Annotated in this window: 12 protein-coding genes and 1 riboswitch; of the genes, 2 read left to right on the top strand and 10 right to left on the bottom strand. The window is 65.4% G+C overall.

All coding sequences use genetic code 11. The annotated features are described in order from the left end of the window. Positions 1-4: 4 nt before the first annotated feature. Positions 5-598 carry a hypothetical protein gene (locus tag OK015_RS03030; protein ID WP_268129146.1) on the bottom strand — a complete coding sequence of 198 codons (594 nt, stop codon included), beginning with the start codon at positions 596-598 and terminating at the stop codon, positions 5-7. A 133-nt stretch (positions 599-731) separates the two neighbouring features. On the opposite strand from OK015_RS03030, the gene OK015_RS03025 reads away from it, so the two are divergent. Next, the gene (locus OK015_RS03025; protein WP_268129144.1) at positions 732-1,676 is read left to right on the top strand and encodes an NADP-dependent oxidoreductase; all 945 of its coding nucleotides are present in this window, start codon (positions 732-734) and stop codon (positions 1,674-1,676) included. Between the two features lie 3 nt (positions 1,677-1,679). On the opposite strand, the gene OK015_RS03020 is transcribed toward OK015_RS03025, so the two are convergent. After that, positions 1,680-3,323 (bottom strand): NRAMP family divalent metal transporter, encoded by a 1,644-nt coding sequence (locus tag OK015_RS03020; RefSeq protein WP_268129142.1) that lies wholly within the window; start codon positions 3,321-3,323, stop codon positions 1,680-1,682. A gap of 564 nt (positions 3,324-3,887) precedes the next feature. After that, a riboswitch (M-box (ykoK) riboswitch) is annotated at positions 3,888-4,061 on the bottom strand. A gap of 137 nt (positions 4,062-4,198) precedes the next feature. On the opposite strand from OK015_RS03020, the gene OK015_RS03015 reads away from it, so the two are divergent. Further along, entirely contained in the window at positions 4,199-4,858 is a 660-nt protein-coding gene (locus OK015_RS03015; protein WP_268129141.1) for a class I SAM-dependent methyltransferase, read from the top strand. A gap of 4 nt (positions 4,859-4,862) precedes the next feature. Here the strand turns inward: OK015_RS03015 and OK015_RS03010 are convergent, their stop codons facing one another. The 8 genes from OK015_RS03010 to OK015_RS02975 all read right to left on the bottom strand — a co-directional run bounded on the left by OK015_RS03010 (position 4,863) and on the right by OK015_RS02975 (position 16,535). Further along, positions 4,863-6,857: an acyltransferase family protein gene (locus OK015_RS03010; protein WP_268132398.1), complete on the bottom strand. Its 1,995-nt coding sequence runs from the start codon at positions 6,855-6,857 to the stop codon at positions 4,863-4,865. A gap of 236 nt (positions 6,858-7,093) precedes the next feature. Beyond that, positions 7,094-8,524, bottom strand: a complete 1,431-nt coding sequence (locus tag OK015_RS03005; protein ID WP_268129140.1) for an aldehyde dehydrogenase family protein — start codon at positions 8,522-8,524, stop codon at positions 7,094-7,096. A gap of 28 nt (positions 8,525-8,552) precedes the next feature. Then, positions 8,553-10,265 (bottom strand): thiamine pyrophosphate-binding protein, encoded by a 1,713-nt coding sequence (locus OK015_RS03000; protein ID WP_268129138.1) that lies wholly within the window; start codon positions 10,263-10,265, stop codon positions 8,553-8,555. Between the two features lie 65 nt (positions 10,266-10,330). Then, entirely contained in the window at positions 10,331-11,464 is a 1,134-nt protein-coding gene (locus OK015_RS02995; RefSeq protein ID WP_268132396.1) for a CaiB/BaiF CoA transferase family protein, read from the bottom strand. Between the two features lie 13 nt (positions 11,465-11,477). Further along, positions 11,478-12,416, bottom strand: coding sequence for an SDR family NAD(P)-dependent oxidoreductase (locus OK015_RS02990; protein WP_268129137.1), 939 nt, complete (start codon positions 12,414-12,416; stop codon positions 11,478-11,480). Further along, a complete protein-coding gene (locus OK015_RS02985) occupies positions 12,413-14,272 on the bottom strand; it encodes a flavin-containing monooxygenase (protein ID WP_268129135.1) in 1,860 nt (619 codons plus the stop codon). Before OK015_RS02985 ends, OK015_RS02990 begins: the two co-directional genes overlap by 4 nt. Continuing rightward, on the bottom strand, positions 14,269-15,690 hold the full coding sequence (locus tag OK015_RS02980) for an aromatic ring-hydroxylating oxygenase subunit alpha (protein ID WP_268129134.1): 1,422 nt from the start codon (positions 15,688-15,690) through the stop codon (positions 14,269-14,271). The genes OK015_RS02985 and OK015_RS02980 overlap by 4 nt, the downstream gene beginning before the upstream one ends. Continuing rightward, positions 15,690-16,535, bottom strand: coding sequence for an SDR family NAD(P)-dependent oxidoreductase (locus OK015_RS02975; protein WP_268129133.1), 846 nt, complete (start codon positions 16,533-16,535; stop codon positions 15,690-15,692). Before OK015_RS02975 ends, OK015_RS02980 begins: the two co-directional genes overlap by 1 nt. Positions 16,536-16,596: the final 61 nt, after the last annotated feature.

The following is a 16,596-nucleotide window of genomic DNA, read 5'->3' as shown; positions in this document are numbered from 1 at the left end:
AAGGCTAACTGTGCAAACCGTTCTTGACCGCGGCGGCTTGCTTGCGGCCGACGTCGATGGCGATCCCCGGATCGATCGGGTCGCTCGGCGCGCTGTCGAATTCGAGGTTGACGAGCGCCCTGCCTTCGGTGAACAACAACACCGCGATCGCCTGCGAATTATCCGACGACGTGCCCGAGATCATCGCGCCGTTGGAGCCGACATCGACGGGCTGCCAGGTGCCGGCGACCTTCTTCGCGTAGTTCGTTTTGGTGTTCTCCAGGCCGGCCGCTGCCATCGAGGGATCGGGGACGACCAAGATGGTGTCCCCGATTCGCCGGCTGTTGTCGGCATTGACGAACAGTTGCGAGACACCGGTGGTGTTGTTGAAGTTCAGCACCGGCGGCTCCGGCGCGGTGAAGTCTCCACCGAGATCACCGGGCTGGATCAGCAATGAGCTGTAATCCGGGGGAGGTCCAGACGAGGTCGCTGCCGAAGTCGCAGCGCTCGGGGACGGCGACGTCGAAGTCTTGCCGCTGTGACCGCAGCCGGCGATCGCGATGCCGAGCACAATGGTGGTGACCGCCCAACCGGTGACAGCCATCCGAGCGGGTCCCATGGGCGTTCCTTTCTAGGACGAGGTCAGCGCATATGAACATACGCGCACGCATCAAAGGACAGGCGCAGGTTCGCGCCCGTCCTGGCCGACGGCCGGGGTGGAAAGCATCGATTCACGCATTGAGGAGATCGAGATGACGGCTTCAGTGGCACGCGCCGTACGGTTCGACCGTTACGGGGGACGTGACGTGCTGTACGTGACAGATATCGACATGCCGACGCCCGCCCGGGGTGAGGTCGTGGTCGAGGTCCGTGCCGCCGGCATCAATCCTGGTGAGGCCGCCATCCGGTCGGGAGCGATGCACGACGTGTTCCCCGCTACGTTTCCCTCCGGGGAAGGCAGCGATCTCGCCGGTGTGGTCACGGCCACCGGCGCCGGGGTCACCGAGTTCGCGGTCGGCGACGAGGTGCTGGGGTTCAGCTTCCAGCGATCTAGTCATGCCACCCACACCGCCGTCCCGGTAGACCAGTTGATCCGTAAGCCCGCTCAATTGAGTTGGGAGGCAGCCGGTTCGCTCTATGTCGTCGGCGCGACGGCCTACGCGGCCGTCCGCGCGGTCGCGCCGCAGCCGGGCGAGACCGTCGCCGTGTCGGCGGCTGCCGGCGGGGTCGGCAGTCTTGTCGTCCAGCTGCTGGTCCTGCGCAAGGCACGAGTGCTCGGCATCGCCGGAGAGGGCAACGCCGAATGGCTGCGGGCACACGGCGTCATCCCGATCAGCTACGGCGACGGGTTGGCCGAGCGGCTGCGCGAGGCGGCGCCGGACGGAATCCAGGCGTTCATCGACCTGTTCGGCCCGGACTACGTCCAGCTCGCCGTGGATCTCGGGGTGGCACCGCAGCGCATCGACACGATCATCTCCTTTCAGAAGGCCGGCGAGGTCGGCGCCAAAACCGAAGGCAGCACCGACGCGTCCACCCCGGAAGTGCTGACCGAAATCGCCGACCTGATCGTCAGCGGCGCCCTCGATTTCGACATTGCCGCGACCTTTCCGCTGGAGCAGGTGGCCGATGCGTTCGAGGAACTCGAACGCCGGCACACGCACGGCAAAATTGTTCTGCTGCCCAACGGTTCGCCGTAGCGGTCAGGTGACGCCGACCTCGACGATCTTGACGACCACAAAGACGACGGCCAGCACCAGATAACCGCGCAGGATCAGCAGTCCGGCCCGGCGGATGGGCGATATGGCCGGGCGGGTAAGCGCGGCCATATCGGGGGTCTGCCAGTCCAGCCGGTCCTGTCGGCGCTGAGCCCGCCGCTGCGCACGAGGGGCCGACGGGATGTGCTGCGCCTCGCGATCGCCACCGTGGCGCCGACCGGCGATGATTGCCACTGCGCCCCCGACGACGCCGAGCGCCGCACCGGCCGCAAGCCCGTCCTCGAGGCCGGCGGCGGAAAGGTCCGGGAAGAACGTGGCCGCCGTCAAGGCCAGCGACAGCAGCACCAGTGACCACACGATCGCCCAGGCAATGACGTTCTGCCGCACCGTGTTCACCCAGGGTCCCAGCACCGCCCGGTCATTGCAGAGCAAGACCAGGAACACCGTCGCCGACGGCAACAGGATTCCGGCCAGCGCCTGCACGCCCTGGGTGACCAGCCCGAGGATGTGATCGGGGCTGAACGCCACCGCGGCCGACGCTACGAGCAGTAGCGCATAACCGCCGTAAAACCACGGCGCCTCGCTGATCTTCCAGTGCAAAGAGTGCCGCTTGCCCATTGCGTCACCGATGGCGTAGATGGTGGCCAGCCCGATTGCGTTGGCCCCGATCAGCGAACCGTCGAGCAGGATGATCGCGAACAGCACGCCCACCGGGTGGCGCAGGCCGCTGGCGACCGCACCGGCATCGGTGAAGCTGCCGGCGTCTCCGGTGAGACCGAAGGCGGTCACCGCCATCAGCACCGTCGCCCCGACGATGACCACGACGATGCCGATGATCAAATCTGCTCGTGCGTAAGGAATCCAGCGTGCGGTGATGCGCTTGTCCACCACGTTGGACTGCTGAAAGAACAGCTGCCATGGCGCCACCGTGGTACCGACGATCGCGATGATCAACAGCAGGACTTCTGCGTTCAGTCCACCCGGGAACTGTGGGATCAGCCCGCCGACAGCTCTATTCGGGTTTGGATGCACCAGCAGCAACATCGGGATCATCACGACATTCACCGCGATCAGCAAGAACATCAGCGCTTCCCACCGCCGGAACGAGCCCCCGGCCACCACGGCGAACAGCAGTACCGCGGCGGCAGGGATCGCAACGATCTTCGGACAGCCCAGGAATCCCAACGCCAGCGCTACACCGATGAATTCGGTGACGATGGTCAGCGCGTTCAGCACCAGCAGATCGCCGATACTGAAGGCGCCCCAGAACTTTCCGAAACGCTCGAAGATCAGCCGTGCGTGCCCGACCCGGGCGACCGCACCCAAGCGCAGCACCATCTCCTGGTTCACGTATAGCACCGGAATCAGCAAGGCCAGCGTCCACAACAGGTTCATCCCGTAGTCCTGACCGGCTTGGGCGTATGTCGCGACGCCGCCGGCGTCGTTGTCGCCCACCATGACAATCAATCCGGGACCGGTGATGACCATCAGCGTGCGCAACCGCCGCCACCGGCCGCTGAACGCACCGGCGCCGTCGCGCGCGATACGGCCGAACGCTCCGACGATGTCGCCGGTGTGCGCGGAATCCAGCGCGGGCCCGCCGTGCGGCGGGCTGGTGATCAACGCCATGGGTTTCTCGCTCTCCAGGTTCGGGCTACACAGATTGAGTGCTCAACGCACCCCAGCAGGGCGCAACGAATCAGCGGTGGTTGCCTGCACTGCCGGATGACTCGCCGCCCGGCGCGGCCGTGAGCACGGCGATCGGCATCCGCGACAGATACAGGTTCGCCCGCTCGTCGGGTGTCGGGATGTGCATGGCGCACAACCTGTTTGTCAGGAGCCGACCCGCACGCAGCATCGACCGACCGCGCAAGCTCTTAAGGCCGCGAATACGATGTACAACAACAAAAGTCATGATCTTCCCCCTGTTGGAAGCCCGATCGATTCGTCGGTGCGCCAAGGGCAGCCCGGCATTCGCCGGTACCCGCTCGCCGTCAATACGGTTGCGGGACAGCAAAAACCAAGCTGTATCAGCGGAAAGAAACGCCGGAACCGGATCGGATCAAGATGGATTTCGGATGGGAACTATCGCCGGGACTCATCTGGCCCTCACCTCCTCACGGCCGTGACACACGGGGGTGTCGCTACTTCCACACGCGGGAGGGGAACGAATGCCCGGACATGAGCCGAGCGGCCGCACCCCTCTCGTCGGAGCTTCGGCACTGCACGGCGTATCTGGACGATGTCCAGAAGCCACTTGGGCTCAACCCTTGTGTCCGGGAAGAGCTGTCCTGACCCGGGGCGTCTCTCGACGTTCGGGGTCAGTGGCCTGTGTCCGTGCAGACGCCTCACCTACCGAGGTGCTTGCTCGTCCATGCTGGCACCGCGACCTACCGTTCGTCAAACGACTTAGCGATCTCTTTACGCTGGGCGTGGCCCCCGTCACATTTACTGATCGCCGGTCATGGGCTGGGCGAATTCCGCCAGGGCATACCCTCGATGGCATGGCCACAACGTTGCAAGATCCTCGCGTCGAGACCGTGCTCGACCGGATGTACACCGAGACGAAGAACCAGATGTCGCTGTTGCGGGAGCGGCACGGTCAGTTCGATAGGCCGATGACCACCGCGGAGCGCGCCGAGGCGATGAGCGAGTTCTACATTCCGGTGACCCCGGAAGCCGGCCGGCTGCTGTACGCGCTGGTGCGGGCCACCCGCCCAACCACGGTTGTCGAATTCGGAATGTCGTTCGGTATCTCGGCGATTCATCTTGCGGCAGCGGTACGCGACAACGGCGTCGGGCGCGTGGTGACCACGGAGCTCAGCAAGACCAAGATTGCCGCCGCGAAGAAGACGTTCGCCGAGACCGGTTTGGACGACGTGATCACCATCCTCGAAGGAGATGCGCTGACCACGTTGGAGGACCAGAAGGGAGCGGTCGAATTCGTCTTGCTCGACGGTTGGAAGGACCTCTATCTTCCGGTGATCAAGCTGCTCGAACCTCGGCTTACCACAGGCGCTTTGGTCGTCGCCGACAATGCCAGCGCGCCCGACATGGCGCCGTACCTCGATCGCGTGCGCGATCCAGCGAACGGCTACACCAGCTTCAATTTCCTGGTCCGGGAGCGCGACAGCATGGAAGTCAGCTGCCGCACCGACGACTAAGCGCTTAGCGCAGCGACTCTTCGAGCCACGGCGTCAGCCACTTGACCCCTTCCGGGGTGAGGTGGACGCCGTCACTGCGCACCTTGATGCCGTCGACCTTGACGGTGTACACACCGTCGGGGCAAAGCTTTTTGTTCAGATCCAGGATCTGCACATTCGGATGCTGGGCAACGTTTTTGCGCAGCATGGCGTTCCATTGGTTGACCCGATCCGGCTGGTCCTCCGGATATAAACGGCCATCCGGCTTTTCACCGCCCCGGCTGTAGGGCACGGTGGCGACGACCACTCGAACCCCGCTGGCGCTCACGATGTTCAAGGCACGCTCCAGTTCGGCGTTGAGATACGCGTCGAACGTCGGATCACCGATATGCGTCCACTGTCCTTCGTTGACCCGGTCCACCGTCTCCCAGCGGCCGATGATCAGCAGCGCGACATCCGGTTGGTCTTGCGCGATCTGCGTTGCCCATCTGCCCGGCCACGTGTCGCATTCGGCCCGCTGATCCAGGGTTTGGCCGAGGTAGCGGTACGGTGTGCCGCGGACCAGGCTGCAGCCGATGACGGTGTGGTCGAGGAAGGCGTATCCGGGCGTCGGCGGAAGATAATGCATCCAGGTCCACCCGATCGAATCGCCGAACACCGAAACGGTGAACGGCCGGTTGGGGTTTCGCGGCCCGACGGGGCGGCTCCCACCCGGTTGCGCCGGGGACACCGCGGCGACCGCCGCAACATTGGGCGGCAAGCCGGGCTCACGCAACCCCGGGCCCACCGGAACCACCAGCAACGTGATCGCGGCCGCGGTGGCTACGGTCGCCGCGGCCAGCGGCAGCAACGCGACCCGCGCGGGCCGCCAGCGGCGGATGGGCTGTTCGATCAGCCACCACGATGCGCCGGCCACTACCACCGTCAGCCCGCAGCGTGCAGCGAACAGCGGGAATCCGGTCCACCCGGTGCGTTCTCCGTTGAGCGCCATAAAAATTGGCCAATGCCACAGATAGACACCGTAGGAAATGGTCCCCAGCCACACCAGCGGCGGCGCGGCCAGAATGCGGGCGATCAACCCGCGTTGCTCCAGCGCCACCGGGGCGACCACCAAGACGGCGGCAATGGCTACCCCGATCAGCAAGCCGTGCCGGAAATCGCCGACATTGCCGGTCGCATAGTGAGCCGCCGCTGCCAGGCCGGCCACGCCGACCACCGGCAGCACGCGGGCAACCCGTCGCCCCCACCGGCTCCGGATCATGCACCAGCCACGGTTCAGCGACGGCCAATCCCGCACCAGCAGAGCCGCTGCCGCCGAGCCGACCAGCAACGCCTGGGCGCGGGTATCGGTGCCGAAGTAGATCCGGTCGCGCGTGGTGTCGGAGACGAAGACGATGGCGGCCGCCGCGGAAGCCAGCGCCCCGAGCGTGGCAATCACGAAGGTGGCGAACCGCACCCCGCCGACGGTGGCCTTCATAAAGTAGCGCTTGGCCCGCGCCGCCAGCAGCAGGGTCACCACGATCAGCAGAACCGGCCAGACGAAGTAGTACTGCTCCTCGACGCCGAGCGACCAGGCATGCTGCAGCGGCGACGACGCGCCCTGCGTGAAGTAGTCGGCCTTTTGCGCGACGAAGCGCCAGTTCGCCACCCACAGGAACGCCGCGATCGCGTCGTCGCGTAACCCGGTGAGCGCTCGGGCCGGGAGAAGTTCGCGGGCCGCGCCGACAGCGAGAACCATCAGCACCAACGCCGGCAATAGCCGGCGGGCGCGGCGAATCCAGAAACCGGTCAGGTCGATCCGTCCGGTGCGCCCGAGCTCGTCGAGCAAGAGCGAGGTGATCAGGAATCCGCTGAGCACGAAGAAGACGTCGACGCCGAGGAACCCACCGCTCATGCCCGGAATGCCGCCGTGGTCGGCGAGTACCAAGGCAACGGCTACCGCGCGAAGTCCGTCCAGTGCGGGAATGCCGCTACGCCGCTCGGGCTGATCCCAAATCGCCAGCCGGCCGAACCGGCGCACCGGTGCCACCCATCGGCGCCGCCCATCAGAAGGAGCCGGCGCGGGATCCGTCCCGCCCGGCTCAGACCTCGCCTTGAGCGCGCTCTGACCACCCAGCCGCCCGGCGCCGTAGTTGCTGCCGATACTTCGTCGCCCCTCCTCTTGACCTCAGCAAGCTTAGAGGCGGCCCCGTCCGATCCCGCGAAGACACGCGATGGCTTTCGGCGGGTAATGCCTTCCTATTTCGACCCAAAGTGTCAAGCCTTGTCGGGTGCGTAGCCCAACGTGCTCTTGACCTCCAGATACTCGTGGAAGCCGAACTCACTCCACTCTCGGCCGTTGCCACTGCGCTTGTAGCCGCCGAAGGGCGCGTTCATGTCGAAGGCATGGTTGATCGTCACCCAGCCGGCCCGGATCTTGCGGGCAACCTCGCGGGCCTTTTCGAGGTCGGCTCCCGAAACGAACCCGGCCAGGCCGTATTCGGTGTCGTTGGCGATTTCGACGGCATGGTCGATGTCGTCGTAGCCGAGGATGCACAAAACCGGCCCGAAGATCTCCTCACGCGCGATCGTCATGTCGTTGGTGACGTTCGCGAAAACGGTGGGCTTGACGTAGTAGCCCTTGTCCAGGCCCGCCGGCCGGCCCGGGCCTCCGGTAACCAGGGTCGCGCCCTCGTCGACGCCCTGCCGGATCAGCCGCTGGACCTTGTCGAACTGCGTCTTCGACGCCACCGGCCCGATAGTCGTCCCTGCGTCAGGATGACCCACCGTGACCTTCTCGGCTGCCTCCCGCGCGACGGAGATTGCCTCGGCCATACGGGAATTCGGGACCAGCATGCGCGTCGGCGCGTTACAGCTCTGGCCTGAGTTCGGCATCATGTTGGCCACGCCGGCGCTGACGCCCTGGGCGAAGCCGCTGTCGTCGAGCACGATGTTGGGACTCTTGCCACCCAGCTCTTGGGTCACTCGTTTCACGGTCGGGGCAGCAAGCTTGGCGACCTCGATGCCGGCGCGGGTGGATCCGGTGAACGACACCATGTCGATGCCGGGGTGGCTGGCCAGGGCCACGCCCACGCCCGCGCCGTCGCCGTTGACCAGGTTGAACACCCCCGCCGGCACGCCTGCGGCATCCAGGATTTCGGCGAAGATGTGGGGCGAATACGGTGCCACCTCAGAAGGTTTCAGGATGACGGTGCAGCCGGTCGCCAGCGCCGGGTAGACCTTGACCGCGACCTGGTTGATCGGCCAGTTCCAGGGCGTGATCAACCCGCAGACCCCAATGGGCTCCCTGGCGATCAAGCTCGCGCCCTTTTGCTCCTCGAACGGAAAATTCTTCAGCGCGTCGATAGCCGTGGTCAGGTGGCCGATCCCGAGGAACACCTGCGGCCCCGCGGCCAGCGAGGGCGGCGCCCCGATTTCCTCGGTGACCGCGTCGGCGAGGTCGCCAGCGCGCTTCTGGTATTCGGCGAGGATGGCCTGCAACAGGTCCAGGCGCTGTTCGCGGGTGCTTTGCGACCAGCCGGCGAAAGCTCGCCGGGCAGCCTTGACCGCCACGTCGACATCGGCCGCGGATCCCAGCGAGATCTTCCCGGAAACCTGCTCGGTTGCCGGGTTTTCCACCTCAAAGGCGTTCGGTCGCAACGGGTCGACCCACTGTCCGTCGATGTAGAACTTCAGGTATTCGCGCATCGGATCGATCCCTTCCTACGGGGTGGCCTTACTGGGTTCCTTCGGCGTACCAGGTACGGAATCGGTCGTACTTCGGCATCTCCTCGGAATTGGCCTTCGGGTCGATGCACACGTGCACTACGCCGACTTTGCCGCTGGCATAGGCACGAGCGATCGCCGGGCCGATCTCCTCTTCCTTCTCGACGTACTCGCCGTGGCAACCGAAACCCTCGCCGACCTTGTCCATCCGGACGTCTTTGCTCCAGTGCACGCCGGGCTGCGGCGACGGCTGGTCGAACGTGCGTTTGTACACGCCGACTTCCAGCCCCCACTGGTGGTCGACCCCCACAACGCACACCAGTGGCAGGTTCTGCCGCGCAGCGGTTTCCAACTCGGCTATGTGGAAGAGGAACGCCGAGTCACTGGTCAGGAGCATCACCGGGCGCCTACCGCCCTCGGCGACCGAGGCGCCAACGGCATACGGCAGACCCGTGCCGAGGTGACCGAAGTTCTGGTTCCAGATGACGTCGCGCGGCTTGGTCTGCGAGTAGGTCCAACCGAAGATCACGGTCGCGCCGCCGTCGCGCACCATGATGCCGTCCTCGAGTTCGTTGAATGCCTTGGTGGCCTCGACGACGTAGCGCGCCGGGTGGATCGGAGAGCGTCCGGACGGTGCCGATTCCGCCACGTCCGCAAGCTCTTTCGCATTCTTTTCGATCAGGACATCCAGTGCGGGTGCGGGTTTGCGCGGAGAGCCCTTGAGCGCCTCGACCAGCTGCGGCACGACGCCGCGCAGATCGCCCACCAGCGCCACGTCTACGGGGCGGTTGACGCCGATGGCGGTCGGGTCCTGCTCCACGTACACCCATTTGCGGTTGGCATCGTTGTCGGCCCAATGCTGGGTCCGGCCGTAGTGCATCGGTTCACCGAGTTCGGTACCCAGTGCGACGCACAAGTCGGAGTCTTCGACTGCCTCGTTGGCGGCCGGGGAGAACAAGTAAGGGAACGTCCGCTCCTGCAGCCCCGGGATGAACGAGGTGCCGCCCGAGGTCTGGATCACCGGGCAGGCCATCAGCTCGGCCAGCTCCTTGACCTCTTGCTGGGTACGGGAGGTGTGCACGCCGTGGCCGACCAACAGGATCGGGCTTCGCGCCGCCCGAATCAACTTCACCGCTTCTGTCACCTCACGCTCACCCGCGGTCTGGTTGACGAGCCGGTACCGGTTGGGCGGCAGCGGATCCGGCACATCGAGCGCCTCGAGGATGACGTGCGACGGGAACTCGACGTAGGACGGGCCGGGAGTGCCCGACATGGCACGGCGGATCGCCTCGCGAATGATCTCGTCGGTCTGGTCGGCGTATTCTATCGAGCTGCTGTACTTGACTGAAGGCGCGAAAAGCCCTTCCTGCTGTACGAATTGGATGCGGCCGCGACGCACCCGGCGCTCGGTGACGCGGGCTCGCTGACCGCCGAGGAAGATCACCGGCGAGTTCTCCACCAGGGCGCACATCATCGCCCCGGCGATGTTGGCCACACCCGGGCCGAGCGTGCCGATGCACAGGCCCGGTTTACCCGTCATCCGCGACGCCGCCTCGGCCATGAATCCCGCACTCAGCTCATGATGCGGCGCCACCACCGACCAGCCGCGCGCGTCGGCTTCGGTGAACATATGCACGAAGTTCGGATCCGGAATGCCGAACAGCGTGTTGACACCTTCGGCTTCGAACAGGTCGAGAATGCGCTTGTAGACGGGCACGCCCATGGTGGAGACTCCTTAGTGATCGCTACCTGTGAGCGGCACGTATGCCCCAATGTCATTGGCGTTATTCACGATTCGTCCTGCCTTCCCAGCTTGTCGAGTATCTCCGCGGTGTGGGCGCCGAGCTCTGGCGCCGGCCCCGCAACGCGACCCGGCGTCTGCGAGAACCAGGTCGGTACGCCGGGGAAGCGCACCGGTCCGTGTGGGGTGTCCACCGTCTCGAACATGCCGACGGCGTTGAGATGCGGATCGTCGAAGAGCGCGCCGGGGGTGTTCAGCGGCGCGGCCGGTATCTCGAGTCGACGCAGGAGTGTCAGCCACTCCGCGGTGGATCGTTCTTTCATCGTCTCGGCCACCAACCCGTAGACGGTGTCGATCTCGCGGGCGCGCTGTTCCAACGTCGAATACATTTCGTTGGCCCATGGTGGCTGGACGGCTTTCATGAAAGCGTTCCAGTGCTTGTCGTTGTAGATCAACGCGGCGATGTAGCCGTCGCTGGTGCGATACGGGCGGCGGTTGGGTGCCACGGTGCGGGGGTACACCGCGGGGCCCAGGGGCGGGTCGAACATCGCTCCATTGGCGTGCTCGACGAGCATGAACGAGGCCATGGTTTCGAACATGGCGACCTCGACTTCCTGGCCCTCTCCGGTGCGCTCGCGATGGAACAGCGCCATCGTCGTCGCGTACAGCGCGGTCAGGCCGGCAATCTTGTCGGCCATGATGGTGCCGACGTAATCGGCCTCGCCCGTCAACTGCTGCTGCACCGCCGGCAGGCCGCACTCGGCCTGGATCGTGTCGTCGTAGGCGGGGCGGTCGTGATCGGGCCCGCGGTGGCCGTATCCGTAGCAGTTGGTGTAGATCACCGCGGGATTGATCGCGGCGACGTCGTCGTAGCCGAAGCCGAGCTTGGCGATCGCTTTGGCCCGCATCGAGTGGATGAAGACGTCCGCGGTCTCCGCCAGCCCGCGCAGCGCGCGCGCACCGGCGTCGGTCTGCAGGTCCAGCACGATGCTGCGCTTGCCCCGGTTGACGTTGACGAAGACCCCGCTCATTCCCGGTGCCGGGCCGACCGAGATATACCGGGTGTTATCACCTTGGGGCGGTTCGACTTTGATGACGTCCGCGCCCATGTCGGCCATGATCTGCGTGCAATAGGGCCCCATCACCATCGCGGTGAGGTCGATCACCCGCACTCCGGCCATCGGGCCCGTGCCTCTAGCCATGGAGTGCGTCCCGATCGTTTGAGCGCTGGGCCAGCCCGAAGCTGTAACGGATGTGCTGGTCATGCCCGTCGGGCAGGACTGGAAAGATCAACGGTGCCTCGATGTTTCGGATTGCATCGAGATGAGTGCCGACGTCCTCGACCGTCCACGACGGCCGGCACACCCCCGGGCTTTCGGCGGTGACCGCCCGGGCCACCCGGCCCGCCAGCGCGATGAACAACTCCCCACTCACCGAACAGGATTCGTGTGCCAGCCAGCCCACGACGGGCGCAACGAGATCCGGGCCCATCGGCGGATAGGCCGCCGTGTCGATGCCGGAAGCCATCCTGGTCACCGCGGCCGGCACGATCACGTTGCAGGTCACGCCGTCCGCGGCGCCTTCGAGCGCCGCGACATGGGACAGCCCGATCACGCCGGCCTTGGCGGCCGCGTAATTGGCCACATTGTGGTTCCCATACAAGCCGCCGATCGACGACGTGAGCACGATACGCCCGTAGGCCGCCTCACACATCACCGGAAATGCTTGTCGCACAACGTTGAACGCGCCGCGCAAGTGCACGTCGAGCACGGCGTCGAAGTCTTCGTAGCTCATCTCCTTGAGGGAGCCGCGGCGCACGTTGCCGGCGTTGTGAATCAGAATGTCGATGCGGCCGTACCGGTCGAGTGCCGTCTGGATGATCGCGCCGGCACCGTCTCGGGTCGCGACCGACGCGGTAGCGGCGACGGCCTCCCCGCCGGCCGCCGTGATCGCGTCGACGACCTGCTCCGCCGGGCCCGCGTCGGCCCCGTCACCGGCCAAGGTGCCACCGTGGTCGTTGACGACGACCTTCGCGCCGCGCTCGGCGAGCAGTCGCGCGTACGCGCAACCCAACCCGCGGCCCGCGCCGGTCACGACGGCAACCCGGTCGTCAAACCTCTTTGCGACCGTCATGCGTCCAAAACCAGACCATCCAGGTCCCCTTTGTCGCGCCAGACGCGTAACAAGTCCTCGAAAGCGTAGAAGCCCGGTCCATATGGTTCACCCAGATGTGACCGGATGCCCTCCCCTTCCGCGGCTCCGCCACCGCCGCCTTCGTTGTTGTAATACCCTGGCGTGCACTGCGCGTCGAACGCCGAGTTGTCGATGGCGGTTTCCCGGATCGTGGCACACCACTCGTGCTGAGCGTTGTCGCTGGGCTCCACGGTGGTCGCGCCGCGGGCCAGCGCCTCGGCGATGATGTAGGCGATGTGCTCGCCCTGCAGCTCGTAGTTGGCGGCGATGTTGGCGGAGATGCCAACCTGGGTGAAGCCGGTGTAGAACTGGTTCGGGAACCCGCGGCTGCTCATGCCGTGCAACGTCTTGTAGCCGTCGCGCCAGTGGTCGAACAGCGACAGTCCGTCGCGTCCCTCGATCGTTTCGATCGAGTAGCGCCGGCTGATCTCGGTGGTGATCTCGAACCCGCTGGCATAGATGAGGCAGTCCAGCTGGTACTCGATGCCGTTGGCGACCAGGCCCTTCTCGGTGGCCCGTTCGACGCCCTTGCTCGACGACACGTCGACCAGCGTCACGTTCGGCCTATTGAAGCTGGCCAGATAATCGTCGTTGGAACACGGCCGCTTGCAAAGGAATCGGTAATAGGGCTTGAGCGTTTCGGCGGTCGCCCCGTCCTCGATCAGGGTGTCGATACGGCGCCGCAGCCGCTCCATGATCTTGTAATCCTCTTCTTCCCGGATCGCCGCGAACTGCTCGGGTGTGATGGATGCGGGATCGTCCAGGGCGAGCACCCGGGCCGCGGTGTTGCGCCCGAGCTCGGTCCAGAAGTCGCACACCAGATCCGGCTGGCCCAGGGCCATGCCTTCGAACGTCCACGCGTGAAAGTTGCGCTGCCGCTCACGCTGCCAGCCCGGCTGCAGCGTTTTGACCCACTCCGGATCGGTCGGGGTGTTGTTGCGCTCGTCCACGGTGGACGGGGTGCGCTGGAACACGTACAGATGCTTGGCGAAACGTGCCAGGAAGGGCACGATCTGGATGCCGGTGGCGCCGGTACCGACCACCCCGACGCGCTTGTCGGCGAGCTTGTCCAGTCCTCCGGCAGCGTCGCCGCCGGTGTAGTCGTAGTCCCATCGCGACGAATGAAAGCTGTGTCCACCGAACGCTTTGAGGTCGGGGATACCGGGCAGCTTCGGCCGGTGAAAGGGGCCCGACGCCAGCACCACGAACCGGGCGCGAATGTCGTCGTCGCGATTGGTGGTGATCCGCCAGCGTTTGATCTGCTCCTCCCAGCGCAAGTCGTGCACGTGTGTAGAGAAGACCGCCGAATCGTAGAGGCCGAAGTGTTTGCCGATGTTGCGGCAGTGCTGGTAAATCTCGGCGCCGTCGGCGAACTTCTTCGAAGGCATGAAATCGAGCTCTTCGAGAAGCGGTATGTAGCAGTAGGATTCGTTGTCGCATTGGATGCCGGGATAGCGATTCCAGTACCACACGCCGCCGAAGTCGCCGCCGAGCTCGATGATCCGCACATCCTCGACGCCCGCCTTCTTCAGGTAGGCCCCCGACAGCAGGCCCGCAAAACCACCACCGAGAACCGCGACGTCGAGGTCCTCCACGATCGGGGCGCGGGGTGTCACCGGCGTATAGGGATCGGTTTCGTAGTAGCCGGCGAAGTCGTCTTCTAGTTCGATGTACTGTCTGGAGCCTTCTTTTCGCAACCGCTTTTCGCGCTCCTGCCGATACTTCTCCCGCAGCGCGTCGATGTCGAAGTCGTCGGGCGTCTGCGTGGGTCCGCAGCTGTCTTGGTACCTCGTCATGCGGGCGGCCGCTCCCGATCTGAAAGCGCCCGGGGCTCACCGGTGCCCATGTACTTCGACAATTGGTAGTGCAGGTTGACGGTGCTGCGTTCGCGGTACGGGTTGGGCTTGGTGCCCGGAAAGCCGAGCGACTTCATGCCCTGCTGCACGGCGGCCATGTTGGAGAAGTCCTGCGGCAAAACCGATCGCCACCTGGGGTCGCCGACCGGCGTGTGCTCCCACTCCGTCTGTGGCTCTTCGCCTTTCGGGTACAGCTCGAACACCGACACCTCGAAAATGCATTTGTCGGGGTTGTAGCTGGGGTGCGGGCGGGCGCCGTAGCAGAGCGCGCTGGTCAGCCCCTGTCCGATCTGGAAGTTGGGAAAGATCTGCCACGCGGTGCCGGCCTGCCCCAGGATGTCGGCGGGAATCGTCGGCCAGATTACGCCGCGCGCTTCGTCATCGCGGCGCGCCGACGCGAGCCAATGCTCGAGGACCTTGTCGGCCGGTGTGCCCTCGGGCAATTCGTCGACCAGCCGCTTGGCGGCGTTCACCAGCGTTTGCGTGGTGGTGGCGTTGGTCTCCTCCATTGTGTACACCTGCATCTCGGCGGTCGACACCCGCGGATCGGCCCCGATGCCCAGGCGGATTTTCGACTTGGTGGCCTCCATGTCCTTTGGCGCGTCGTAGCCGATGTGGCTGTGCCTGCCTTGAGCTTTCGCCCAACCCTTGAATTCGCCGAATTGGTTGAACTCGGGATGCGTGGTGTAGACGTGATAGGTCTCGTTGAAGGCCTCGAGCGCCACCTTCCAGTTGCAATCGAAGGACAGCCACTTGCGCCATTTGAACCGCATGTTCTCCAGGCCGAACGGGTCGAGGATCTTGGCGGCGGGGAAGAGGAAATCGGCGAGCGGCTCGCAGTCGGGGTCCATGTTGATCCACAACCAGCCGCCCCACGTGTCGACCCGCACCGGGTGCAGGTGAGTGTTATCGGGTGTGAGCGTTTCCTGCCAGTCCGCTTGCTCGCGGATATGAGTGCAAGTCCCGTCCAAACCGTATGTCCAGCCGTGGAATCCGCAGACGAAGGATTTGCGCGCGCGGCCACGGGAATTCTTGGCGCCCTCGGGCGTGTCGATCAGCCGGCGGCCACGGTGCATGCAGACGTTGTGGTGGGCCCGAAATGCGTTCGATTCGCCTGCGCCGGTGCGCACCACGACGATCGAGTCGTCGAGGATGTCGTAGGTCAGGTAGCTGCCCACCTCGGGCAGTTCTTCGACGCGGCCGACCTGCTGCCAGACTTTTCGCCACAGCTTGTCGCGCTCGGCGCGGGCATAGTCCTCGGAGATGTAAGCCTCGACGCCGATCGTCATCGGTTTCGAGAGTTCCTCGGCCTCCGAGGCTGCCCCAGCGACGTTCACGTCCTTGGCCAGGTCGGTCATCACATCCTCCTAATCGCTGCGCGGAAGGATTCGTCCTTGAGAAACAACGAGGTGTTGTCCGCGTCGAGGTGGCTCCATTTCAGGTTGAGTCCACCATCGACGAGCAGCGTCTGACCGGTGATGTAGTTCGACAAGTCAGAGAGCAGGAACAGGATCGCGCCGGCCTGCTCCTCGGGCCGCCCGCGCCGGCCCATCGCGATGGCCCGCCGATCGCGGTCGGGATCCTCGTCGACATAGGTGCGCGAGGCCGCGGTCTCGGTGACACCCGGCGCTACGGCGTTCACCCGGACTCCGGCTTCCGCCAGCTCGAGCGCCATGGTGCGGGTCATCGCCGTGATCGCGGCCTTGGCGGTTCCGTAGGCGATGTGAAACGGCGCGGTGTTCATCCCGCTGATCGAGGAGATCGACACGATCGACCCGGCCTGCTGCCGCGCGATGAGCTCGGCCGCAACGGCCCGGCTCATGAAGAACGCCGTCTCCAAGTTGTCGGTGAAGATCTTGCGCCAGTCGTCACGGGTCACCCGGGTCGACGGCATCCACGTCGACGGTCCGGCGCCACCGGCGACATTGACCAGTCCGTACAGCTCGCCGTCGGCACGCCCCGCCTGCTCGATCACCGTGGCGATGCCCTCGTCGGTCGACGCGTCGGCGGCAACGGGGATCACCGCCAGCCCCTGTTGAGCGAGCGGGACGACATGCTCGTCGAGGTTTTCCTTCGAGCGGCTCACCGCGATCACGGTGGCTCCAGCCCGGGCGGTCATCGCCGTAACCGTGGTGCCGATGCCACCGCCGCCGGCGCCGGAAACCACCACGATGCGCCCGTCGAGTCTGAGCGAGTCCTCCATCGCCTGCTTCCGTCTGCCGCGGGCAACATCGGCCCGCACTGCGATGTATTACTTCCTTTGT

The sequence above is a fragment of the Mycobacterium sp. Aquia_216 genome, from assembly GCF_026723865.1.
Lineage (GTDB): Bacteria > Actinomycetota > Actinomycetes > Mycobacteriales > Mycobacteriaceae > Mycobacterium.
The sequence above is the reverse complement of the archived record's forward strand: the minus strand, read 5'-3'. Positions and strand labels throughout refer to the sequence as shown.